This window comes from Bradyrhizobium hereditatis (assembly GCF_020329435.1).
GTDB lineage: Bacteria > Pseudomonadota > Alphaproteobacteria > Rhizobiales > Xanthobacteraceae > Bradyrhizobium > Bradyrhizobium hereditatis.
Genome location: NZ_JAGKJK010000005.1, coordinates 183,997 through 207,153, shown reverse-complemented (window position 1 = coordinate 207,153; position 23,157 = coordinate 183,997). Strand labels below are relative to the sequence as shown.

The following is a 23,157-nucleotide window of genomic DNA, read 5'->3' as shown; positions in this document are numbered from 1 at the left end:
GGACGGAGCGGCCAGTCTCAGGCGTGGCCAGCCAGATCCCGCTTGTTGAAAAAGCGTACGTCAATATTGCGGCCTTCGGGCGGCGGCGACGCCAGGCGCGACTTGAAATAGGCGCGCTCGCCAGGCTTGAGCATCGGCTGCTCGAGCACCGCGTTCCAGGCGTAGATTTCCGCCCCTTGCGCGTCGCGGACGGAAAAGCGCAAGCGCGGCAGTTCGACCGCTTTCTTGGTCTCGCCCACGATCACGCCCTCGATGACCAGCACCGGCTTGCCGTCCACGGTCTCGTTGGTGATCTTGATGTCCTTGAATGCCAGCCCGCGCAGGTTCACGTCGAGCCCCACCATCTTGTAGAACGTCGCGGTCTGCGGTAGCAGCCGCACGACATCGGCGCGCCAGATCATCAGCGCCAGGATCAGTGCGCCCATCGCGGCGCAGGCGGTCGGCAGGCCAATGGACGGCACGAACGGAATGCGGGGCAGGGAAGGTAACCGGAACAGACGGGCGAGCCGCTGGCGGTGCGTGGTGATCGGGATCTCCTCATGATCCTCGGCGGCCTGCCGGGCGGCCGACGGCCAGTCGCTGCCGCCGTTCGGTTGCGAACCCTCGCCCTCGGCCGGCCAGCCGGCCGAAATCGAGGGACTGTCGACCACGGGGGTATCCTGCGCCTCTTCCGCGCGCGCCATCGCCTCCCATTCGGCTGCGGCATCATCCGTGGCCGGTCGGCTCGATTGCGCCATAGCCGGCATGGCGGCCGCGAGTTCGATCGCGTCCTCCGGCCGCGCCAGCCAGGTTTCCTTGCAACGGGAGCAGCGGACGGTGCGTCCGGCGGTCCCCAGGGTAGCCGGATTGATGGCGTAAGATGTTGTACAATGGGGACAAACGATATGCATGGAGCCCATCTCACCAGTGTCTTCGTCCCGATGCTACATAGCGACCGTTAACGAATCGGAAACCATAACGGTCGCACAACCGTTTTGTCCGGTTAGCACCCAAGCCAGCGGGCTACAGGCCCGAAGTTCGGGTTCGTGCTCCGGTTCAGGTTCTCGGCCGGAATTTCCGGTCACGGCTCATGTCGAGCGGAGCTGAGCTTTGGTTCGGTTCGAAAATGTCGGTTTGCGGTACGGGCTTGGCCCGGAGATTTTGCGCGACCTCTCTTTTGTGATTCCGGCCCATTCCTTCCAGTTTCTCACCGGTCCCTCGGGCGCGGGCAAGACGTCGCTGCTGCGGCTGTTGTTCCTGTCGCTGCGGCCGACGCGCGGCCTCGTCAATCTGTTCGGTCAGGATGTGTCGCTGCTCGGCAAGGATCAAGTTGCGGACATGCGCCAGAAGATCGGCATCGTGCTGCAGGATTTTCGCCTGCTCGATCACATGACGACCTATGAGAATGTGGCACTGCCGTTCCGCGTGATGGGCCGCGAGGAATCCAGCTACCGCCGCGAGGTGATCGATCTTCTGAAATGGGTCGGCCTCGGCGAGCGCATGGATGCGCTTCCGCCGATCCTGTCGGGCGGTGAGAAGCAGCGCGCCGCGATTGCGCGCGCAGTGATTTCGCGACCTCAATTGCTGCTGGCGGACGAGCCGACCGGCAGCGTCGATCCGACACTCGGCCGGCGCCTGTTGCGGTTGTTCATCGAACTGAACAGGCTCGGCACCGCGGTCATCATCGCGACCCACGACATCACACTGATGGATCAGTATGAGGCGCGGCGGATGGTGCTGCACCAGGGACGGTTGCACATCTATGAGTAGGGTCGGTGACGAGCACGGGCCGCTGGTCGATCTCGGCAACGAACGCCCGCAGGTGCCGGCGCGCGCGCGCAACATGTCGCCGATCGTGCCGCGGGCCTCGATCTCCGGCCGCGCGCTGGTCGCCGTCGTCGCCATCATGACGTTCCTCGCTTCCATCACCACCGGCACGGTGCTGCTGGTCAGCGCGTCGGCTGCGGAATGGCAGTCGGAAGTCGCGAGCGAAATTACCGTTCAGGTGCGTCCGCAAGGAGGTCGCGACCTCGATCGCGACGTGACTGCAGCCGCGGAGGCGATGCGGACGCAGCCCGGCATCGTTCAGGTCAAGCCGTTCAGCAAGGACGATTCGGCAAAACTCCTGGAGCCGTGGCTCGGCAGCGGCCTGTCGATCGAGCAGTTGCCGGTGCCGCGCGTCATTGTCGCGCGCGTCCAGCCCGGCACGACGCTCGATCTTGCGGCCTTGCGCCGCGCTGTGACGCAGGTGGCGCCATCGGCAAGCGTCGACGATCACCGCGCCTGGATCGAGCGCATGCGCTCGATGACCGGGGCGACCGTATTCGCCGGCATTGGAATTCTCGCGCTGGTGATTGTGGCAACGATCATTTCGGTTTCGTTCGCAACGCGCGGCGCGATGGCGGCGAACCGCCCGATCGTCGAGGTGCTGCACTTCGTGGGCGCCGGTGACCGCTATATCGCCAACCATTTCCTGCGGCACTTTCTCCGGCTTGGCCTCGAGGGCGGGGTGATCGGCGGTGGCGCCGCGATGCTGGGTTTCGGCTTCTCCGAATCGATTGCCGGCTGGTTCTCGGGTACTCCGGTCGGCGATCAATTCGCCGCGCTGCTCGGCACGTTTTCACTGCCGCCCTCGGGCTATCTGGCGCTCGCCGCGCAGGCCGTGGCGATCGCGGCCATTACCGCCTGGGCTTCGCGGCGAACGCTGTTCGCCACGCTGGATGACATCGATTGACGCGGGAGCGGTGGCGTTTTGCAGTGAAGTAAGTCACGGACTCGACCCGGGCCCGGGACTCCACTTCGTGTAAAAACCTTCTAGAATTGTGTAGGAATGGGATTGCCGGATCACATGGGCTTGCAGGACGACGACAGCACGCCGAGGGCGCAGGCCACGCCGCCGGGCGGATGGCTGCGCGCGGCCATCGTCGCCATGGCAATCCTGTTTGTCGGCGCGGCCGTGGGCTTCATCGCCTTTCTCTCGCAACTACGCGGCGTCGAGATCAAGCCGGCACGCAATGCCGATGGCATCGTGGTGTTGACCGGCGGCTCGTCACGGGTGTCGGACGCGATGGAATTATTGGCCGCTGGCTATGGCAAGCGGCTGCTGATTTCGGGCGTGCATCCGACCAACGCAGTGAGCGACATTTCGCGCTCGCTGCCTGACAACCACGCGCTGCTCCGCTGCTGCGTCGATCTCGACCGCTCTGCCGCCAACACGCGCGGCAATGCCGCGGAGACGCGGCGCTGGGCGCGCGAGCGCGGCTTCAAGTCGCTGATCGTCGTGACGTCGAACTACCACATGCCGCGCGCCATCCTGGAATTGTCGCATGCGATGCCCGACGTCACGCTGATTCCGTTCGCGGTGATCGGCGAGCGCTGGCGCGACGAGCCGTGGTGGACCAGCGGCGCGACGCTGCGGCTGCTATTGTCGGAATATGCGAAATATGTCGCCGCTGAAGTGCGCGTGCGGCTGGCCGACGTCGGCATCGAGGTGCTGCCGGAAACGTTCGATCCGCCCACACCAGCGCCGGGCCGGCCGGCGACCGCGCAAGCCAACAAGGACGCGCAATAAACCCGCGAATGATGCGTCCGGCTCCATGGACTTTGCCTCCCAAAGCGGAATTTGCGCGGTTCAGACGTTTTCCCTGAGCGCCGCGCGAGCTGGACGATATTTAACGAAACCTCCGCGAATCGCCACGGTTGCTGCCGTAGGCGACTCCGATTTCGCGGCCGCAGAGGCATGTCATGAGCAGGGAACTTATCGCCCACAACAAACCTGTGTTCGATCAGCTTCATCCCAGAATCTACCGCGCGGCGGTCGGCCTGATCGCGTGGTTCGCACTGATGGCCTGGGTCTTGTTCGATCGCTCGAGCGATGTCAGTCTGTCGTTGATGTTCGTGACCGTATTGTTCACCGTCGCGATCGCACTGCCATGGACGCTGTCTCTTGTTTGGAAGAAGTTTCAGATGCCCCATGAGGGGCAAGCGAAGCCAACCTCGTTCCACGATTGGTCAGACGGCGATTTTGCGGTCTGGGGTGCGCGGCTCCGCGCCAGGGATGCGGCAATTGACGTGCTGTTGCCGCTGGTTGCGGTTTCGCTTGGCCTCACCGCGATCGGAGTTGTCTTCGTGATCGTATGGGCGTTTGCCGCCTAGTTGGGGCGACGGCAGCGCAACCTTGGCATCCAGGTGAACCGCTCGTAAGTGGGTCACTGAACCCTCTCGGCAGATGGGGTGATACGCGCTGCCGATGTTGTCGCGGCACTAAAAGCCGAACGGTTTCTGCGTGGAACAATCAGCCTGGCCTTCAAGATTTGAACGACGTCGCCACGTTGGTTTATTGTCCGGCTGACAAGGACAATCGTGCCGCGATCGGGTCGCGAGCGCGATGGCGTAATTTCAAGAACTTCGCTCTCAACGTGGAGAACATCTCCAGGACGCGTCGGCGTCGGCCAGCTCAACTCTGCCCCGGCGCCGACGATGCCGCCGGCGATCGGCGGACCACTCTCCACATTAAGACGCATCGTGATCGCGGCTGTGTGCCAACCGCTCGCCGCCAAGCCGTTGAAGAACGTGCGTTCAGCGGCTTGCGTGTCCGTATGAAAGGGCTGCGGATCGAATTGAACCGCGAACTCCCTGATCTGCGCTTCGTCAACCGTATGTGCCTCGCTCGTAAAGCGCTGTCCGACATGAAGATCGTCAAGATAGAGCTGGTCTGAGAGGGTTCTCATTACAGGTTCGCCGCGCAGTTGAGGCGTGATCATGTCTAAGGAAGCTCCTTCTGGCCGCCGATTGACTCAAGACTCAGTTCGAGACCGCGTTCGCCTTGCGGACGACGACCTCGTCGCCCTTCCGGCTGATTTCGAGCCTAGCTGCTGGCTGGGGTGTTGAGAAAACCACGCTCTGGCCCGGCGCAAGGACAGAGACGATGCGGACTGGTGCCCCCGCCTCGCCCTGCGCGAGGGTCGTTACGACGTGGAAGCCGTCGGGTTCGACGGTATAGTAGGCGATGCCGGACACGTCGCCGAGATCGATGCTTTTGCCCTCGATCGGCCGTAGGTCATTACCTTGAGCGGCCCCTAGCGAAGCCAGGATAAATGCGGCGGCGAAAAGCGCGCTTCGTACAAACATGGCAATCTCCTTTGGTTCGGGCGGCGAGCCCATGCCCGCCGCTCCCTTGCCGCAGAAGATGGTCGGGTTATCATTATCGATCAAACAGATTGGATCGATAATGGATATCGATGCCGTCAATCTAGCTCGTATCGATCTGAATCTCCTGGTTCATTTCGATGCGCTGCTCACGGAACGTAGCGTTACGCGCGCTGCCGCCCGCGTCGGCATTGGCCAGTCGGCAATGAGTCACAACCTCGCGCGTCTGCGGGAACTGTTCGATGACGAGCTTCTGACGCGGGGACCGGACGGCCTGCGCCTCACCCCACGAGCGATGACGTTGGTTGAGCCGGTGCGAACCGCGTTGGCTCAGATCCAGTCGCTCGTGTCGCGAGACAAGGCATTTGATCCAGCGACGGCGGCGCGAACTTTCAGATTCGGACTGCCAGACAGCATGGAAATCCTGGTAATTCCTGCGCTCCTTGCGCGCTTGCGCGAGGTCGCTCCGGGCATCCATCTGCGGCTCTACAATATCGGCTCTTCTCCGCTCCTGGATCGTCTCGACGCCGACGAACTGGATCTCGCAATCGGCTATGACGTGTTCCCGCAGGGCCAGGCCCACCATAAGCGGCGTCGGCTGTTCACCGAGACTTATCTGTGCATGTTCAGCGCCGAAAGGACCGGGATTGTACCGCCAATCTCGCTTGACGACTATGTGCGGCTTCCTCATGTCCTGACTAGCCTGAGACCCGGACGCAGCGCGCGTGGTGTGGTGGACGAAGCTTTGGAAAAGCTTGGACTGCAGCGTTCGGTCGTCTTGACCACGCCACGTTTCCTCACCGTCCCGTCCTTGGTGGCGCGCGCACCCGTTATCGTGACTATGCACGCGCGACTGGCTCGCTTGTTCGCCGCCGAGCTCGGGCTCAGTCTCAGCCCGCCTCCGTTGGAATTGCGCGAGGTAGCGGTTTCATTGCTGTGGCATGCTTCTTACGATCACGATCCGGCTCACATCTGGTTACGGCGATTGGTGATCCAACTCGTTGCGGACCTCTAAGCTCGATTAGTTTGGCGCCGGCGGACTCATGCAGCGCTCCATACACTGTCACACGTTTGTTGGATCACCTCGTGCGCTGTCATAGAGCCGTGGCGCCGCTCATCGCCCCTCGGTTTTTGGCCCGGGCTCAGGAGCACTTGAGAGCAGGTCTGCCCAGGCTCTCGCGACCTTCTGCTCTCCCGAAGAGCCGAAATGGCAATCGTCGTACCGATCCAGGTCGTCAAGCAAGGCGTCTGAATTGACTCCGCTTCTCAGATTGGCGCCGGGATCGGGAAGCGCCAGCTGAGCGCGGGCTACCGCGTTGTCGGCAGAGTGGAAGCGCGTTCCGCCGTTGCTTGCTCCCAAGCATTTGGTCGCGACGGCAACGTATACCGGCGCTGCGACGCTATGAGACCGCAACGAGCTAACCAGCGATACGAAGCGATCGCGGTAGTCCTTCTCGGTCGTTCCCTTGACGTAGTCGATCTCACCTTGGACCCAGAGGACGTGCGTCACGAGATAACCTCGCTGCTTCAGCTGGCTCGCGGTGTTGGTCATGATAGCATTTAGATCCCCGCCCGGCCCCCAACGGGAGACCTCGGAGCCAGTTACGGCCGCGGGAGCCAGTACGACCTGGTCGAACGATCCGCGATCCAGCAGAAGGTTGCCGAGCTGGGTCCAATATTCCCCGCCGATACCGTCAGATCCCAGCAGGGGCGACGCGGCGATATAGCATCGCCCATCGAAGAAATTGACAACCTTCTCTCCGTGTTCCGAGCGGAACCGTTGCCCCCCGTGATTTCCAGCGTTGGACTGCCCGAGCAGAAGCAGCACGGCCGTACGGTCCGTCTGCTGCGGGCAGGCGACCGCTTTCTTTTGATCGCCCGATGCGAGCCGTCCCACTTGATCAAATGTGTAGAGGTCCTCGGGAGCCGTCGCGCGAGTTTTCAGCGCTTGAAGAAGCGGGAAGGGAAATAGTTGATGGCGCGCGCTGTACGCTCCAAACAAATACGTCGCGGTCAATACAAGAATCGCTAACAAAAAGCGCGCGCGCGACACATGCATTCGAGCACCTGCAAACTTGGCCCCCCGCGTTTGGGTTAATTAGCGCAACGATTGATGGCGCGAAAGGGTCTTGGCGAACGGTGCGCTACTCTGACGCCGTGTTCTCATCGTGGTGTTGACCAGCGGCTGCTCTCAGCTCCAGAGCCATCCGCCGAGCATTCGGTTTGGAATGAGCGTGAAGTAGCCCGCCGTAAGCAGAGCGCCGGTGATAAGTCCTCGAACCGTGCCACGATGGCGGGCGATTTGATGGTGCCGCGCAGCGAGGACCAGCAGCGGCACCGACACGATGGTGACTACTGAGAATAAGTGGATGAAGCTCAGCTGCCCTTCATTGATATCCCGTATGCCAAAGGAAGCGACTGCGGTGATGAAGAGCGATACCGACCAGATCCAACCGAGGATGCGGTGAGCGCGGTCGCCGCGCCGGCGTAACAGTTGCACAGGGGTGATCGCCAGCGGAATCATGACCGTGGCGAGATGGCCCCAGATCAGCGGCTCCATGGAGCGCCAATGATCAATCCCGCGAACAAGCGCAGTCATCACCAGCAGCAACAGAATGATGGCGGCGACGGCCAGGATTCTTTCATAGATATCCGGCGCGAGGTCCGGAGCGATATCGGACGAGACCGGCTGTGGTTGGGCCACGGAATCACTTTCTGTGCCGCTTCAGAGAGAATGGGGACAAAGGCGTGCGCCAGCGAAGGCCCTCCTTCCCGGCTACAGGTGACAACACCTCGCAGCGGGCATCGTTCCGGCTGACCGGACGCCGTAATTGAGTGCTCCCGATCCCATGTCGGCTTTGTGGCAATTTCGCCCGCGAGCCACCTATCCTCCTGCTCGGACAAAGATTTGCCCCGCGTCGCACCGATACTTCCCTGCGACGATTGGCGGCGTGAATGGTTGGTAGATTCAAGAATCGCGATCTGACACACTTTATTCGACACGCGCTAACAGGCATTTCAACCGGGACATGGCAATGGCAACTCGATTGGCGACGGCGCAATCCACCGTGGCGATTCGGCGTTGGGGCACTCCCACGATCGTGACGCTCGCGGCGATGGCGCTACTTACGGCGTTGACTGCCGCCGCCGCGGCGCGACAGGCGCGCCCCGCGTCACCAACCGAGGCGACGGCGCCGCGCGATGCAGGCGAGCCGATCATGGCGATCGTGTCGATCAAGAGCCAGCAGGTCACTTTCTACGACGCCGACGGCTGGATCATGCGCGCGCCGGTGTCGACCGGCACCACGGGACGCGAGACGCCGGCCGGCATCTTCGCCATCGTCGAGAAGAATAAGGACCACCGCTCGAACATGTATGACGATGCCGAGATGCCGAACATGCAGCGCATCACCTGGAACGGCATCGCGCTGCACGGCGGGCCGCTGCCCGGCTATGCGGCCTCGCACGGCTGCATTCGGATGCCTTTTGGCTTTGCGGAGAAGCTGTTCGACAAGACTCGGATCGGCATGCGTGTGATCATCTCACCGAACGACGCCGCTCCGGTCGAGATTTCCCACCCGGCACTGTTCATGCCGAAAGCGGAGGCCGTCGCGGCCGCTTCGTCGCGCGCCGAGACGCTGGCCCGCGAGGCCGCAGAGGCCGTCAAGACGGCTGACGAGGCGAAGAAGGTGGCCGCGGCAGCGGCGCGCGAGACAGCATCACTCGCGGCGTCGCTGCGCAGGCTGGAAGGGTTCAAAAGAAGCGCCGACGCCGAGCTTGCGTTCGCCGACAGGGCGTTCGTTGCCGCAAAAACGGACCAGGCCATGGCGCACGCCGAAGAGCGGAAGCAGAAGGCTGCCGCAAAGGCCGCCCAAGCTGCGACTGAGCTCGACACCGCGAAGGCTGACGCGAAGTCGAAGCTCGACGCCGCGGCGGCCGCGAAGGACGCCGCCAAGGCGGCCGATAAGAGGAAGGCTGAGACAGTCAAGGCTGCGAGCGAGGCGAAGCTCGCGCTCGAGCCCGTCTCGATCTACATCAGCCGCGCGACGCAGAAGCTGTACGTGCGGCGTAACACGCACAAGCCGGCGCCGGACGGGGGCGGCGAGGTATTCGATACGTCCATCGAGGTTCCCATCGCGATCCGCGACTCGGCCAAGAAGATCGGCACGCATGTGTTCACGGCGATGGCGCAGAGCGGCGCGGGCCTGCGCTGGAGCGCGGTCACGATCGACAATGGCGACGACGCCAGGAGCGCGCTCGACCGCATCACCATCCCGCAGGATGTGCTCGATCGCATCGCGCCGACCGCATTGCCGCGGTCCTCGATCATCGTCTCGGACGAGCCGCTGAGCAGCGAGACCAACTATCGCACCGAGTTCGTCGCGGTGCTGAGCAACCAGCCCCAGGGCGGCTTCATTACGCGCCAGCCTACGCCCGCTGTCGACATTGCGGATAGCAGCACCTGGGGCGGCGACGGCTTCGGCTTCTTTTCTCAGCCCGGCTGGAATCCCGGGCCCCAAACCAGCAATCCGCGTCAGCGCGGTCAGCCCTATTATCCGTCGCAACGGAGCTATCCGGCGCAACAAGGCTATCCGATGCAACAGGGCTATCCGATGCAGCCGGGCCAGTGGTGAGACGCGGTACGCCGGCCCGCACGGCAGCTCAGGGTCAGACTTGCAATGGAACCGACAATGGCGGCACCAAAATGCCGATGGCTGCGGTGACCCAAATAGAGGCGGCTGTTGTAAGCGCGCGTACCGTTAGACCTGTCGTCACTCAGTCGTCGGCGCTCAGGCTTTAATTAACCGGTTCAAACCTGGCAATCCGCATCGGCCCTTCCCATAGCTCTATCGGCCTGTCTTGGACGAGCTGTTTCGCTCGTTCTTTGGCATCTTCGACGCTCTTGCAATGTAGGTCGATACGGGTAATGGCTTCGTCCGCCGAAGTCAGTTCGAAGGCTTGGTAAGATTTTAGCGGCATTGGCGTTCCTCTATCGGGAAAGCGTTACCGCCTTTGACCTGCCTCCGGCTATATACCGATAGACATAGAATCGGATGCTAGATCAGCAGCTTCGTTGACTCGCCAATTCATCGACAAGGTACTTCCTGCTACTCCTTCGGATGCTCGTCTTGTGCCGGCAGCCGGCGGCGCGAAGTGACTGGAGAGCTTTAAGGGATTTCCAGCCGAGCCAAGCCGGCCAGGTTCAGCGACATGATCGCAAAAATTCAAGCCAAGGTCCGACAGGAATTGACCGCAAACCGCCGGCCGACAACGCATGTCGGCGATCTTTGGGAGTGCCGATGTTGATTGAATACACCGTCCCGCCCGTAGCAGATTGTTTTCGGTTCTGAGCCGACTTTATCGAAAGTGCCGGTGTCGAATGTCGTTACGGAACAAGAGTCGACATCGGCCCCTACACGTCCACTCGCAGTTGTTAGGAGAGACACTGTGAAAAGAGGCCGCAACCGGGGCGGCCTTACTTCTCCTCCAGTCGGCGAAGCTGACTCATTAACTCTGCTTCTAGTTCCCGAAGGTGAGTTGCCGTTGGTTCACTAATGTACTCTTTGGCAAGCTGTCTACAGCGCGCCAACTTTTCATGGATTGCCAATTCTTCTCGCTCGCGATCCATAAACGTAAGATGCGGCAGGGCGAAAAAAGGGTCGACACAAGTGCACCATGAGGAACTTGCCAGACGCACTTAGACGTGCACAACTAGTCATGGTCATCTCGCCGGCAAGTCTATTCAAGCTGGATCTGGGGCTTGCGGTGCGGCACAAAAAGGGGGCATGCTGAGCGTAAGATTGACTTCTAAGTGGGTTGGACACGTCTCGCAGCGCACCAAGACGCAACTGATGGCAGTTAGCTCGCCTTCCCCCTGGAGAATGAGTTTGCGGCAGGTAGCCCAGGCCGCTGGCGCCAGACAATTCAGATTTAGCGTTGGGGTAGCAAGAGAACTACGGCACCGCGCTGAGCCGCTGGGGTCGAGCCCATGTTAGTTGTGTCCGCGAACCAGGGAACATTCACGCGCTGCATCCGACTGGTGATCGCGGATCGACAACCGATCGTTCTGCAGGGGTTAAGGTCGGTATTAGCAGCACAGCGCGACTTCGAGATTGTTGCGTCGTGTAGCACCGGAACAAGCTGCCTGGAAGCCATTCGGAATTTGGCACCCGACGTCGCGCTTCTTGCTAATGCGTTGCCTGATGTGACGATATCCGAGATCCTCGCCATTGCGCAAGCCGAGCATCTTCCCACTCGCCTGGTGCTCTTTACCGAATCCGAAACAGACGACGATCTCACCCTGACAATCGCGGACGGCGCTTGCTGTGCAATTTCAAAGTATGCGGACCCCGACACCATTCTGCGATCCCTGAGGCTGATGACGGAGCGCGTCAGTGCATCACCGGAACGGTCTCAAGACCTCTCGCCAAACGGGAAGGGAATAGACGGCGCCAAAATTGAAAAAATGCTGGGGCTGCTGACGCACCGCGAGAGCCAAGTTGTGCGATTAGTGTCCGAAGGTTTGTCGAACAAGGAGATTGCGCGCCAGCTGAACATTTCGCAAGGCACTGTCAAAGTACACCTCCACAACATATTTCAGAAGCTTGAAATCAGTAATAGGACCGTGCTCGCCACGATCGCATTGTTGCAGCGACCCGCCAGCTTCGGCACGCTCTCGCTCGCGGCCCTGGCGTTCGCAATTTCGGACGACGTCAAGGCGTTGGAAGCGAAAAACACCTTCCTCGATGACGACAGCACCGCTTACAAGGACCCTGAGCGCCCCGCATTTGAGCTCTGGAAGAAGGCGATCCTCCGGCATGTTATCGTGGTGGATCCCGGCGAGACAGTCCCGCTCATCCAGAGAGGCTCCTCCGCCAAGGTGAGCCAAGCCGCGAACCCGGCGGCGAGAATGGAAGAGCTGCACGCGGCTGAGCACGCCGCTCTCTCCAACTTGGCAAGAGGCCACGGCCCGATTGGATCCAGCACGCCCTATCTTTTCGTTTCGCCGCTGCTGCAAGCGATTAACAACAGCCAAGCCGACGGCCCCACCGCGCAGCAGCAGTTCCCGTCGCTGGCATTTGCGTCGAATCCGATAAACAAGCCCGGAGGCTACGGCGCCTTCGCCCTACCGGCCGTTGGCGCGTGGATCTACGCGCTCGACGACTCCCATGCAGCATCGCAGGCGCCCAACCCGGGCGAAACGCTGATCGACACCTCCACAGTCGCCAACCTGGATAGCACCACGCAAGTGGCGACAATCGCCATTCATGGCGCCGGCGGTGTCAACTCCGACGATGACAACCTGGCTCCGGGGCCAGCTGTCCACGACGCCCATCTGCAGCTCGCGTTTGCACCCCCTGCACACGAGAGCGTCACAGGAGGAAATGCGGACCAAATTATCCATGGCGGCGCCGGTGACGACACCCTCAACGGCGGCGCGTTAGCGAATATTATCTATGGAGGCTCAGCCAACGATACTATTAAGAATGACGGTGGACACGACACGATCTACGGAGGATCCAGCAGCGACACCATCAACGGCAACGATGCCATCATCGGCGGATATGGCAGTGACCAGCTGATGGGTGGCAACGGTGATGACATCTTTTTCTATTCGTCAGCGATCGATTCCAACTCGAACCAGTTCGACACCATCGTCGATTTCATATCGGGGGCGGACAAGATCAACCTGGCGGCCTTAGGCGCGCTGGCGTTCCTGCACCTGACATCAACAAGCACGTCCGTGCCTCCTCATACCATTGCCTGGATCTACAACCCTGCGAGCAATGAAACGATCATCTATGTGAATCCGACGGATGACAGCCTTGATATCGGCGATCCGGGCCTGCTGGAAATCCACTTGCAGGGAGTCATATCCGTTGCCGAGTCAGATTTCGTCTACGAGCGGGAAGCGGCGGCTGTCGCGGCGGCTTTGGAGGGAATAGATCCTGCGCTGCTGATGGCAACCGCGAGCGATGGGACCGTTCTGACGACGGACAGCGCCCGGGCTTCCATCGAAGCGGCGACGAGCGATAGCGCGCCCGTGGCTGGTATCTGGACCATGCCTGCCGACGACGGCTTGAGGTTCCATTTCGAGCGGGACCGCATCGGCTCCACCGCTTCGATCAGACTCGCCAGTTTCGGCGAAGATGCGGCTTATGCAACGGAAGAGAGTGACGATGGTGCAGTTACTGCGCCGGCGCACGTATCATCAATCGAGCTTGCTTACAGCCACGCGACGGTCCCGACGGAGGAACATCCCGCATTCAAGAAGGAGCCGGTTCAGGCGAACACCGGCGCTGTGACGAACGGGCAGGGCAAGGCGCACGCAACCGCCGGGCTTGAACTTCCCGAGTTTGGCATGCAAAGCGCCGTAATCTCGGCCCCGGTCTTAGAGAGCGACGAACCTAGCGTCGCAGCGGACAATAGCGGGGGCCACGGTAACTCGAAGCACGCTTCGCAGCCGGCCTCCGCAAAGGCATCAGCAGCCGCCGAGCTGACAGAATCGGGCGTCACGTCCGACCACAGCAATTCGCAGCACCCTCCACACTCGTCCTCCGCAAAGGCATTGGCGGCAGGCGAATTGACCGAACCGGACGTCACACATGGTGTCGGCCGCAGCAACTCGGCGCACGCCTCGAACTCGGCCGCCGCGAAGGCATCATCAGCCGCCGAGCTGGCTGAATCGGGCGTCACATCCGACCACAGCAATTCGCAGCACCCTCCACACTCGGCCTCTGCAAAGGCATTGGCGGCAGGCGAATTGACCGAACCGGACGTCACACATGGTGTCGGCCACAGCAACTCAGCGCACGCCTCGAACTCGGCCGCTGCGAAGGCATCACCAGCCGCCGAGCTGGCTGAATCGGGCGTCACAACAAGCCACGGCAATTCGCAGCACCCTTCGCACTCGGCCTCTGCAAAGGCATTGGGGTCGACCGAGTCGGTCGAAACTGGCGTCGCATTGGGTAAGGGTAGCGGCCATGGCAGCTCGCCGGAGGCTTCGCAATCCGCGGCTGCAAAGGCATTAGCCGCCGCCGAGCCCGCGGGACCGGACCTCACTACGGGTAAAAGTGGCGGCAACGGCAACGGGCAGTACGCTTCGCACTCCGCCGCGGCGAACGGATCAGCGGACGCCCAGCGGGCCGAACCCGCGTCCGTGACCGGAGGCGCCGGCCACGAACCGGCATTCCGCTTCAAGAAGCAGGCTGACGCTTCCACCCCCACCGCGGCCGTTGAGCCGGGAGAACTTAACGATTCGGCCGTTCTCCTCGGTCACGGCGCCGAGCTGGCGGCAATCCTTGAGGTCGGCCCAGCGGCTATGGAGGAACACCCGGCCGGTCACGTCCATCACGGTCACCACTATGCCGTAGTACATTTGCCCCACGATCTGCTCACTTGAAAAGTGCAGATTGCCGACGAATTGGTTCCTGGAACGTACCCCACGTACAAATGTTGGCGCCGATCACCGCCCGGCCTTCGGCATCTATCGGTCATGAGAGCGCCAGTTGCGCTCCCGCCCACTCGATCAGGGAGCGTCGTCATGGCAACTGTCGACGACTACTTTTCCGCACAAGAACGCTGGAAAAGTGCGAACGCATTCGCGGCGAGCACGCGGGCTTCGATCTGAGGAAATCCCAGGTCTGTGACGCTGACGCACCGCTACAGCTCCCGATCATCGCGATGATCGGCGAGCCCGCTCACCACGCGTCGGGTGACCTCCTTCATGTCCATGTCGACGCCGCTGCCGGACTGGCGCTCCAGTCCGTAGACCTCTTCGGGAAAGTTCATCCCAGCCAGGATCGCGTTCATGTCCTCGTGCTTGTCGGGCGGGAAGAGCTGAGCAGGATCGCCGACCGCCGCCCATTTGATCGGGACAAGCGAGTTCGGCGGCAGGACGCTGCGCACGTGCACCACGCCGTCGATGCGAACCTCTGTTCGCCGCCCGATGACCGCGCCTTGATAGATCTTGACGCCCGTCGCCAGGAAGCATTCGTCCTCGACGATGCAGCCCTTGAGGGAAGATTGCGGCCCGATCAGGACATAGTCGCCGATCTCGACGGCGTTCCGGCTCGTGCTGCGGATGTTAAGGTTCTCGCGGACGACGCACTGCGCGCCGATACGCACCGGCGCGCCATGCGCCTCAATCACCGCCCCGAACGAGACATGCGTGCGAGGACCGATCGTCACGTCGCCACAGATCACCGCGGTTGGGGCCACATAGGCGGTTGCATCGATGCTCGGCCGCTTACCCTGGTGCTCAATCAGCATGAGAGGCTCCGTTCGTCTCGACTATGTGACTTACGTGGACAGTCCATGAACGACTGAGGACGTCCGGCAGTTCCGTCGCGATTGATGGCTACTGAGCGGTGAGCCCTCGCCGTCAGTGCAAGGGGCCAGCGTCTGCTTTGGGTCCAAACTCGAAGTCCGACGGTGCAACCCGCAGATCTGCTTTGCCCGCGTTAAGCAAACATCGTGAGATCAGTCGGTCAGGTTCGGTTCGTGAAAGGTCGACATTGAAGCACCCGCGTTTGAAGAATAGCCCTGCTTTGAGGAAGTATCAGGTCAATACTGGTAGTAAGGGAGGCTGCCATACGGGCAGCCTCTCTCCATAACCTGATGCTAACCTCACCCCGCCAACTGCTCATCACAACTTGGAGATGAGGCGACAAGGCTCACTCCCATCCCGAACTCACGTGTGGGCTTTCGATCGGTCTTGAACAACCGTTGTGCTGCCTCGGCTTTCGTGGCGCAGCGCTCCAGCCAGCGAGCCGCGAGAAAATCAACCAACGCGGCAAATCGCAGTTGAGCCGCTGCCAGCACAAGCCTCGCGCCCAAGCTCTGATAGGATGGTCTCTTGACTTCGTTGCGGGCGTTCATCTTGCCCTCCTGCCGGTTCGGCGGAGGGAGCGGCCCTGCGCCGAGAGTTATACTCTTCCTTCGCGGATCAGCCCCGCTTCGAGCTGAAGATTCGGACCCCGTGTCATCACGGACATGCACGACCAATCGGCCAGCCGAATGATCGGCCGGACGCAGGCGGCAGTCTCTGCGATGTGTGTGCGTGCGTTGCGCATTACGGTCCTCAAGAGTGCAGGCAATTTTACCCGCGACGAATGTCATGATTTAAACGCAGAGAAAATTCAGCGCGTCAAATGATTTGTGTTCACGAGGTGCGGAAACTTTTGCGTACTGGCAATTTTCGAACGCCGGCGCGGCCGGCTGGGTTCGAAAATTTCTGTTGCTCAAGCGGCACGGTCGCGGCGCGGTGCTTTTTCGCGACGCGGAACGCAGCCTGTTCGACTTGCCGATGTCCCATCATGATCTTCAGTTCTGCCAGTTAGGCAGACTGAATCAGTGATACATCTGCGTCGCAACAGCCGCCTTTATCAACACAATCGGCCAAAAGCAGACATGCGTCGGCATTGGAAATTAGTCATCGCGACCATAAGCCGAGGCAGGTCCATGCCCTAGTTCGCCCGCGCAGCCGCTTTTACGAGTCGAACAAAATTGCCGACGACGGCAGACGATTCGTTTCGTCGCGACACGAGGCTCAATGTGGACTTGGGGGCATTCGGCCCCTTGAGCGACTTGTAGGTCACGCCATGCATGTTGATGCGCTGGATAGAATCCGGGACAAAGAAAACTCCAAGCCCTGCGGCGACAAGATTCAGCGCCGACGCCAAGCGCGGAGATTCCTGTCCAAATTTGGGGCTAAAGCCTGCAGCCCGGCACGCAATGATCGTGGCCGCGTATAACCCGAAGCCGTCCTTGCGCCCATACACGATGAAGGTCTCTCTTGCGAGAGCCTTTACCGAAATTGCAGGGTCCCCAGCCCGAGCGAGCGGGTGCTCCGAGGGCAGCGCAACAACCAGCGGATCGTCCAGCAAGGGGGAGCTAACCAGTCCATCGGCACGGGGTGTCCACAGGAAGGCGACGTCGACGCGCCGGGTTCGCACCAAATCGAGCAGCTCGCTGCTGAGGCGCTCCTCGATCGTGAAGTTTACATTTGGGAAGGCGCGGCGGAATGCATGCATGACCTGAGGCACGAATGGAACGAAGGGTCCCGTTGGCGTGACGCCCACGCAGATGCGGCCCCTCTCGCCCCGAGCCGTGCTCCTTGTGGTCTCGACAGCATTCTCTACGCTGGCAAGAACCTGAGTCGCCTCGCGATAGAAGGCCAGACCCGCCTCGGTGAGTTCGACGCCGCGCGGCTTGCGGATGAACAACCTTACGTCCAGGTCCTGTTCGATGGCCCTAATCAATCGGCTGAGCGGCGGCTGTTGGATGCCGAGCCGGTCCGCAGCGCGCGTGATATGCCCTTCCTCCGCGACCGCAACGAAATAGCGAAGCTGGCGCAAATCCATGTCATACCTCGATGGGTATGAAATTCGACCTTTTCATATCATAGCTAAGAAGGCGCGCCCCGGATAGCTTATCAAAGGAAGTCGTAAGCTGGGAGGATTCCATGAACCGCCTGCTCGCGCTCTTTTTCGCAAGCCTCGCCCTCCTTCCCGGAGCGGCCCGGGCCGACTATCCGACGAAAGCCATTTCGCTCATCGTGCCCTATGCGGCCGGCGGATCGAACGACACCTTGTCGCGTATCCTGGCCGAGCACATGGCAAAGACGCTCGGCCGGCCCATAGTCGTCGACAACGAGCCCGGTGCTGCAGGCACCACGGCGACGACGCGCGCTGCCCGTGCGGCGCCGGATGGGTATACGATCATCATGGGCAACATGGGGACGCACGGCGCCGCCCCGGCCCAGTATCCCGACCTAAAATACGATCCAATCAATGACTTCGCGCCCGTCGGTCTCGCCGCCGAAGTACCCGCTGTCATCGTGACGCGAAAAGACTTCCCGGCGAACAGCCTGGCCGAGTTCATCGCCTATGTGAGGGCGAACCGCGACAAGGTCAATGAAGCGCATGTCGGCGTCGGAGCTCCTACCCATCTCTTCTGCACGCTGCTCCAATCAATCCTTGGCATTCAAACGGGGCGCGTCCCTTATCGCGGCGGCGCACCGGCGATGAACGACCTGATGAGCGGCCAAGTCGATTTCAGCTGTATTTCGCTGAGTGGCGCCATCTCCCAGATTCAGAGCGGAACCCTGAAAGCAATCGCGATCGCGAGTCCGCACCGCGCCGACGTCATCCCTAACGTTCCGACCACCGTGGAAAGCGGCCTCCCACAATTCGTCGTCTCGACGTGGAACGCGATTTTCGCACCCAAGAATTTGGCGCCTGAAATACAGGCCAAGCTAAGCCACGCCTTGAACAAAGCACTGGACGACGAAGCGACGCGTAAGCGACTTGTCGAGATCGGATTTGTCATCCCCGATGCCACGCGGCGGACACCCGAGGCCCTCCGAGAATTAGTCGCAAGCGAGGTGCCGCGCTGGGGCAAGGTCGCGACTTCATCGCTGGGAAAGCAAAATTAGAGGACGATTCAAGCCTCGAAGCCAACGTCTGCTCGGCCAAATAACGCCATCGGTAAGGGACAGCAGCAGACATTCGCGGGTTAGCCGAAAGGGGAGAATAAGCATCGTCTGCTAGGCGCTCTCCTTTCACGCGATCGCGCGATCACGCCTTCGAGGGGGCGGACTCATTTTCCGCTGTCGCACCCAGCAAAGAACTGCTCGATATCATCGGCTGTCTGCGGCTTTAGCTTTCAGCATTCCCAAGCGTCACTTTACACACCTCTTGTCGAAGGCCATGGTCGACCTACCAGCACAAATCAGATGCTGTTCCTGCGTCTGCCGACATCACTTTCCCAGTGGCGGCTTTTTCGCGAAGATGCTTCTTAGCGGAGGCCCGCAGAGGTCTACACGCGCGGAATTGCCAGCGTCGCCCGAGATATCTCCAAAGGAGATATGCCAGACGGTTTTCGGATAACTGCCGCTGCACACCAAATGGGTCGTATCCGATGCGTAGTTGGCGCAGCGTTTTAGACACTGCTTAGCCAGCGCAGCTTGACGATCGGGGCAGCTCAGGCCAGTTCGTTTGTCTTCGGCCCTGCCGGCATCGTCCTCGAACAAGCAAGCCCGCAACTGCGCACTTCGGGTCAACGCGTTCACGCATTGATTGGTCGCCTCGTCGACCTGTGCTCGGGTTGGATTCATCAGTGGGCAATGCGAGGGGATCTGGCGTGGGGCCACGTAAGTACGCGCTGTGCGCAACGGACGGGCGAGCACCGCGCTTTTTCGGTGCTCGCGCTTAGGGCCAGAGGACCCGGCGGACGGCCTTCGAGAATCATCGGCGCAGGCGATGGGAATACAGCTGGTCCACAGCGGACCCGTGGTCACGCACCGATCGTCCTCTGGTTTGCAGCCGGCGGGGCAACAGGTTCGCGCCAAGGCGGGCGATGATATCAGCGCAGATCCCAAAACTAGGATTACCAGTTTGAGATATCGCATTGCCGTCCTACCACTCCGCTCCGCTCGTGCAGCGTTATGCGGTTGAGGGTTGCTCCCCGAAGGGTTGCAAAGCGCGCAAGCGACGGGGACCCTGTGACGGGTGTTAGCCACCAGACCGATGCAAAAACGGATTCACGGACTCGGCCAGCAGGGTCGCCAACTGGGCGGTGTCAGCGGGTGGCAGCGAACCAACAGAATGGAGCGCCAGTCCAGCACCAGCGGCAATTATCGCAATTGCAGCAAGATATTCGATCCTCATGGCGATGGTTCCTTCATCGTCCCCACGGACAACCGGACACTCTCTGAAATGGTTCCAGAGCGCATTTGATCTTGTGCGGCGCAATCCGAATTGATCGGTAAGGCCGTCCTGTCACCGAGGGAAGCAGGCACCGTCGAGGACGTTTGGCTGGATGAAATCGGGCTTCTGATTAACATCAACGGTTATGAGGGAGGTGCCTCCAATGCCGGATACTCGCTATCGCGGCAGCGAGTTTCATTTCACTCGGCTTGAGTACACCACCAGCTTACCGGTCGCTGCTCTCTGCCGGAAGCGGCCGCGGATGCTGGTCGTGCAGCATTGCCGCCAGCCGGTGCAGCTGCGAATCGCGAAAGCCTTCCGCCTCGATCGCCTTCACGGTGGCGATAACATAGTCGCGGTTGACGCCGGACTGGCCGTGCCCCTGCAGCACGTGGCGCAATTGTTCTGCCAGCGATAGCCGCCCGGCATATTGCACGTGACCGCGATCGACCACGTAGACGAGCGCGCTGACGCGCTGACGCGCCTCGTTCTCCAGCCACACCGACCGCATCACTTCGCGATACACGGACGTGACCTGTTCGCGTTCACGCAAGTATGCGACGGTCGCGGCGCGGTGCTTTTCCGCAACCCGGAACGCAATGCCACGGCAGGCGCCGCCGCGGTCGAGCCCGAGCACGAGGCCGGGCTTTTCCGGCGTGCCGCGGTGGACGAAGGAATAGACGCAGAGCGCGCGGTGTTCGCCGATCAACCGCGCCGGAACCCTTTCCGTGTATTCGAAGCCCGGGCGCCACATCAGGGAGCCGTAACCGAACACCCAGAGGTCGCCAGTGGACAATTCCGTATCGTTGAGGGAAATCGCGGCCATGCTGGCGCACCGCTACCAGAATGGCGCAGCAAAGCGAAGTGATTTCAATACCTTTCGTTGTGGGGAGTGGGTACTTACATTTGCCCAAATCGCTAGCCAAAGGACGCCGCATGCCTGACATGACCCCTGCGCCGCGCCGGCGCCCGCTGTGGCGCCTCTTCATCGTGCCCGCATTGCTCGTCGTCGCCGCCGCTGCATGGAGCGCGTTCTGGTTCTATGCCGCGTCTGAAGTCGGCGTCCGCGCTGACGCGTGGGCCGCGCAGGAGGCACAAGCCGGCCGGGTCTATGCCTGCGGCAAGCGTTCGGTGGCCGGCTTTCCGTTCCGCTTCGAAGTCCGTTGCGAAGACGCCAGCGTGTCGCTGGTTTCGCAAGTTGCGGGCGCGCAGGTGCCGTTCGTGGCGCGGCTCGGCGAGATCATGGTGATCGCGCAGATCTATCAGCCGCAACTTTTGATCGCCGAATTCAAGGCGCCGGCGACGCTCTCCGACCGCGGCCAGCCGCCGATGATGAAGGTGAATTGGAGCTTGGGCCGTAGCAGCGTGAACGGCCTGCCCGGCATTCCGCAGCGCGCTTCCATCGTGTTCGACAATCCTTCGCTCGACCGCGTCAACGGACCGGTCGAGACGCCGCTCGCGAAGGCGCGCCATATCGAGCTGCATGGTCGTCTCGCAGAGGGCTCGACCAGGGATCACCCCGTGATCGAAACCGCGCTGCAGATAAGGGGCGGCAATGTGCAGGAGGTGCATCCGGTGCTTGCGGCGCCGTTCGATGCCGACATCCAGGCCAAGCTGGCCGGCCTGAAGGATTTTTCGCCAAAGCCGTGGCCCGAGCGGTTCAGGGAGCTTCAGGCGGCGGGTGGCCATGTCGAGATCGTGCGCTCGCGGATTCAACAGGGCGATCTGGTCTCGGTGGCGGCCGGGACGTTGCGGCTCAATGAGCAGGGCCGCATCGAGGGCGAGCTGCAGATGACGGTGGCGGGAATCGAGAAGGTGATTCCGCTGCTCGGCATCGAGAAGATGCTGGAAGAGGGCGTGCCGCAGGCCACGCTCGATCGCGTCGCGCCGGGCGTGAAGACGCAGGACCTCAACAATCTCTTCGGCGCACTCGACAAGGCAATCCCCGGCCTCGGCAAGGTCGTCAAGCAGAACGCCGGCGCCGGCGTCGCCGCCGGCATCAACGCGCTCGGCAAGGAGACCGAGCTGGAGGGCAAGAAAGCGCGCGCTTTTCCGCTGCGCTTTGTCGACGGCGCGGTGTTTCTCGGGCCGGTGAAAGTGGGGCAGGTGCCCCCGCTGTTTTAGGGCGTCAGCCAAAAATTCAGAGTAACCGATGGAGGTCCGCTTTGGGTTGCACTCGGGGACTCAAATCGGGCACCGCAACATGTCCTGAAAGTAGCCGCAAACCGACATCCGATCCAATCGACCCGACCACGATCTGCCACAAGTGCCGAACTCGGGAGACCCAATTCGCTGGGGAGGAGGCTGATGCGTTTGGCAGCGTCGGTGTGTTAATCGAACGGCCGCCGTCGGCGAGTGAGGTCATAGCGTTGGCGTCGGCGGCCAACCTGAGTTGGGATTGCGCTATGATGAGGCTAATGTGCCAAGAGAACGGGGCGCGCCGAAGCGTTCTTAAGGATGTGGCGCGTGGCCCCGCCCAGAAGCATCTCGCGCAGGCGGCTGTGTGAATAGGCGCCCATGATCAGCAGGCCGGCTTCATGCTCTGCCCCCGCCGCGAGCAGCGTATCGCCGACCGAGCGCAATTCCGGTGCAACCACCTGCGCGGTCGCAGCGATGCCATGACAGCGCAAATAGGCAAGCACCTCCGCCTGCGAGGCTTGGCTATTGCTGGCATCCCGATCAACGCTTATGACCTGCACTGATTTGGCGAGTTGCATGAACGGTATGGCAGCCGAGACCGCGTGCCAGCATTCCGGGCTCTCGTCCCAGGCGATCATCGCGCTGTCGGTCAGATCACTCTGTGGGCGAGCCGGCGCCAACAGTACGGGGCGACGGGTCTGCAGCAGCGATTGCTCTGCAATGGCCATGAGCGATTCCATCACGGTGGCGCTTGCGGCGACCATTAGGTCGAAGGCAGCGGCCCGTTGCACCGCGATTTGCACATAGGATCCCTCGGCTTCGCGCCAGGATGCTGCGAGCGGGCTGCCGGGCTCGTCGCTCGCCGATAGCATCGGGATGCCGACTACTGCGCAGGCCTGCGCGAAAACCTCACGCGCCTCCCGCGCTGTTCGCTCCCGTTCCTCGGCGTGCCGGTTTGCCAATGCGACGGTCGCCGTTCGTCCCATTTCGGTGGCCGTTAGGCCGCCACGCGTGACCGGCGGCGGCTCACTGATGAAGAGTGCCTGGACGTGAGCCTCCAACGCCTTCGCGGCAGACAGCGCCGTTTCAATTTGACCGGTGTGACTGGCTGAGCCGGGTAGTGGAACCAGGATTCGCTTGATGCTCATGAGAGCCTCCTGCGATGCCGCCGTTTGCGACG

The 23,157-nt window shown here is 61.6% G+C and carries 19 protein-coding genes; 9 read left to right on the top strand and 10 right to left on the bottom strand.

Annotation, left to right across the window (positions count from 1 at the left end):
* Positions 1-17: 17 nt before the first annotated feature.
* On the bottom strand, positions 18-890 hold the full coding sequence (locus J6524_RS13655) for an MJ0042-type zinc finger domain-containing protein (protein WP_225671228.1): 873 nt from the start codon (positions 888-890) through the stop codon (positions 18-20).
* Positions 891-1,089: 199 nt separating this feature from the next.
* Between J6524_RS13655 and ftsE the strand changes: the two genes are divergently transcribed.
* The 4 genes from ftsE to J6524_RS13635 all read left to right on the top strand — a co-directional run bounded on the left by ftsE (position 1,090) and on the right by J6524_RS13635 (position 4,134).
* The gene (gene ftsE / locus J6524_RS13650) at positions 1,090-1,749 is read left to right on the top strand and encodes a cell division ATP-binding protein FtsE (protein WP_225671226.1); all 660 of its coding nucleotides are present in this window, start codon (positions 1,090-1,092) and stop codon (positions 1,747-1,749) included.
* Complete coding sequence (locus J6524_RS13645) at positions 1,742-2,713, top strand: cell division protein FtsX (RefSeq protein ID WP_225671224.1); 972 nt, start codon at positions 1,742-1,744, stop codon at positions 2,711-2,713. Before ftsE ends, J6524_RS13645 begins: the two co-directional genes overlap by 8 nt.
* Before the next feature lie 114 nt (positions 2,714-2,827).
* Entirely contained in the window at positions 2,828-3,550 is a 723-nt protein-coding gene (locus tag J6524_RS13640) for a YdcF family protein (protein ID WP_225671808.1), read from the top strand.
* Between the two features lie 173 nt (positions 3,551-3,723).
* A complete protein-coding gene (locus tag J6524_RS13635) occupies positions 3,724-4,134 on the top strand; it encodes a hypothetical protein (protein ID WP_225671223.1) in 411 nt (136 codons plus the stop codon).
* 53 nt (positions 4,135-4,187) lie between these two features.
* Here the strand turns inward: J6524_RS13635 and J6524_RS13630 are convergent, their stop codons facing one another.
* Both J6524_RS13630 and J6524_RS13625 read right to left on the bottom strand, forming a co-directional pair.
* A complete protein-coding gene (locus J6524_RS13630) occupies positions 4,188-4,742 on the bottom strand; it encodes a MaoC family dehydratase (protein ID WP_225671221.1) in 555 nt (184 codons plus the stop codon).
* A 40-nt stretch (positions 4,743-4,782) separates the two neighbouring features.
* Positions 4,783-5,109, bottom strand: coding sequence for a hypothetical protein (locus J6524_RS13625; protein WP_225671219.1), 327 nt, complete (start codon positions 5,107-5,109; stop codon positions 4,783-4,785).
* 100 nt (positions 5,110-5,209) lie between these two features.
* Here J6524_RS13625 and J6524_RS13620 point away from each other — a divergent pair, with 100 nt between their 5' ends.
* Positions 5,210-6,142 carry a LysR family transcriptional regulator gene (locus tag J6524_RS13620; protein WP_225671806.1) on the top strand — a complete coding sequence of 311 codons (933 nt, stop codon included), beginning with the start codon at positions 5,210-5,212 and terminating at the stop codon, positions 6,140-6,142.
* A 99-nt stretch (positions 6,143-6,241) separates the two neighbouring features.
* On the opposite strand, the gene J6524_RS13615 is transcribed toward J6524_RS13620, so the two are convergent.
* Positions 6,242-7,186 carry a sialate O-acetylesterase gene (locus tag J6524_RS13615; RefSeq protein WP_225671217.1) on the bottom strand — a complete coding sequence of 315 codons (945 nt, stop codon included), beginning with the start codon at positions 7,184-7,186 and terminating at the stop codon, positions 6,242-6,244.
* 132 nt (positions 7,187-7,318) lie between these two features.
* Positions 7,319-7,831, bottom strand: coding sequence for a DUF2306 domain-containing protein (locus J6524_RS13610; RefSeq protein ID WP_225671214.1), 513 nt, complete (start codon positions 7,829-7,831; stop codon positions 7,319-7,321).
* A gap of 331 nt (positions 7,832-8,162) precedes the next feature.
* Here J6524_RS13610 and J6524_RS13605 point away from each other — a divergent pair, with 331 nt between their 5' ends.
* Together J6524_RS13605 and J6524_RS13600 are read left to right on the top strand one after the other, a co-directional pair.
* Positions 8,163-9,761 (top strand): L,D-transpeptidase, encoded by a 1,599-nt coding sequence (locus tag J6524_RS13605; protein WP_225671213.1) that lies wholly within the window; start codon positions 8,163-8,165, stop codon positions 9,759-9,761.
* Between the two features lie 1,355 nt (positions 9,762-11,116).
* Complete coding sequence (locus J6524_RS13600; RefSeq protein ID WP_225671212.1) at positions 11,117-14,530, top strand: LuxR C-terminal-related transcriptional regulator; 3,414 nt, start codon at positions 11,117-11,119, stop codon at positions 14,528-14,530.
* A 260-nt stretch (positions 14,531-14,790) separates the two neighbouring features.
* Here J6524_RS13600 and J6524_RS13595 read toward each other — a convergent pair whose 3' ends face one another.
* The 3 genes from J6524_RS13595 to J6524_RS13585 form a co-directional block, all read right to left on the bottom strand.
* The gene (locus tag J6524_RS13595) at positions 14,791-15,399 is read right to left on the bottom strand and encodes a gamma carbonic anhydrase family protein (protein ID WP_225671211.1); all 609 of its coding nucleotides are present in this window, start codon (positions 15,397-15,399) and stop codon (positions 14,791-14,793) included.
* 357 nt (positions 15,400-15,756) lie between these two features.
* Positions 15,757-16,008 carry a hypothetical protein gene (locus tag J6524_RS13590; RefSeq protein ID WP_225671210.1) on the bottom strand — a complete coding sequence of 84 codons (252 nt, stop codon included), beginning with the start codon at positions 16,006-16,008 and terminating at the stop codon, positions 15,757-15,759.
* 587 nt (positions 16,009-16,595) lie between these two features.
* On the bottom strand, positions 16,596-17,492 hold the full coding sequence (locus J6524_RS13585) for a LysR family transcriptional regulator (RefSeq protein WP_225671209.1): 897 nt from the start codon (positions 17,490-17,492) through the stop codon (positions 16,596-16,598).
* 101 nt (positions 17,493-17,593) lie between these two features.
* Here J6524_RS13585 and J6524_RS13580 point away from each other — a divergent pair, with 101 nt between their 5' ends.
* Entirely contained in the window at positions 17,594-18,565 is a 972-nt protein-coding gene (locus J6524_RS13580; RefSeq protein WP_225671208.1) for a tripartite tricarboxylate transporter substrate-binding protein, read from the top strand.
* A 1,499-nt stretch (positions 18,566-20,064) separates the two neighbouring features.
* On the opposite strand, the gene J6524_RS13575 is transcribed toward J6524_RS13580, so the two are convergent.
* Positions 20,065-20,664: a gamma-glutamylcyclotransferase gene (locus J6524_RS13575; protein WP_225671207.1), complete on the bottom strand. Its 600-nt coding sequence runs from the start codon at positions 20,662-20,664 to the stop codon at positions 20,065-20,067.
* Between the two features lie 110 nt (positions 20,665-20,774).
* On the opposite strand from J6524_RS13575, the gene J6524_RS13570 reads away from it, so the two are divergent.
* Positions 20,775-21,962: a DUF2125 domain-containing protein gene (locus J6524_RS13570; RefSeq protein WP_225671205.1), complete on the top strand. Its 1,188-nt coding sequence runs from the start codon at positions 20,775-20,777 to the stop codon at positions 21,960-21,962.
* 290 nt (positions 21,963-22,252) lie between these two features.
* Here J6524_RS13570 and J6524_RS13565 read toward each other — a convergent pair whose 3' ends face one another.
* Positions 22,253-23,125, bottom strand: a complete 873-nt coding sequence (locus tag J6524_RS13565) for a universal stress protein (RefSeq protein ID WP_225671203.1) — start codon at positions 23,123-23,125, stop codon at positions 22,253-22,255.
* Positions 23,126-23,157 lie beyond the last annotated feature (32 nt).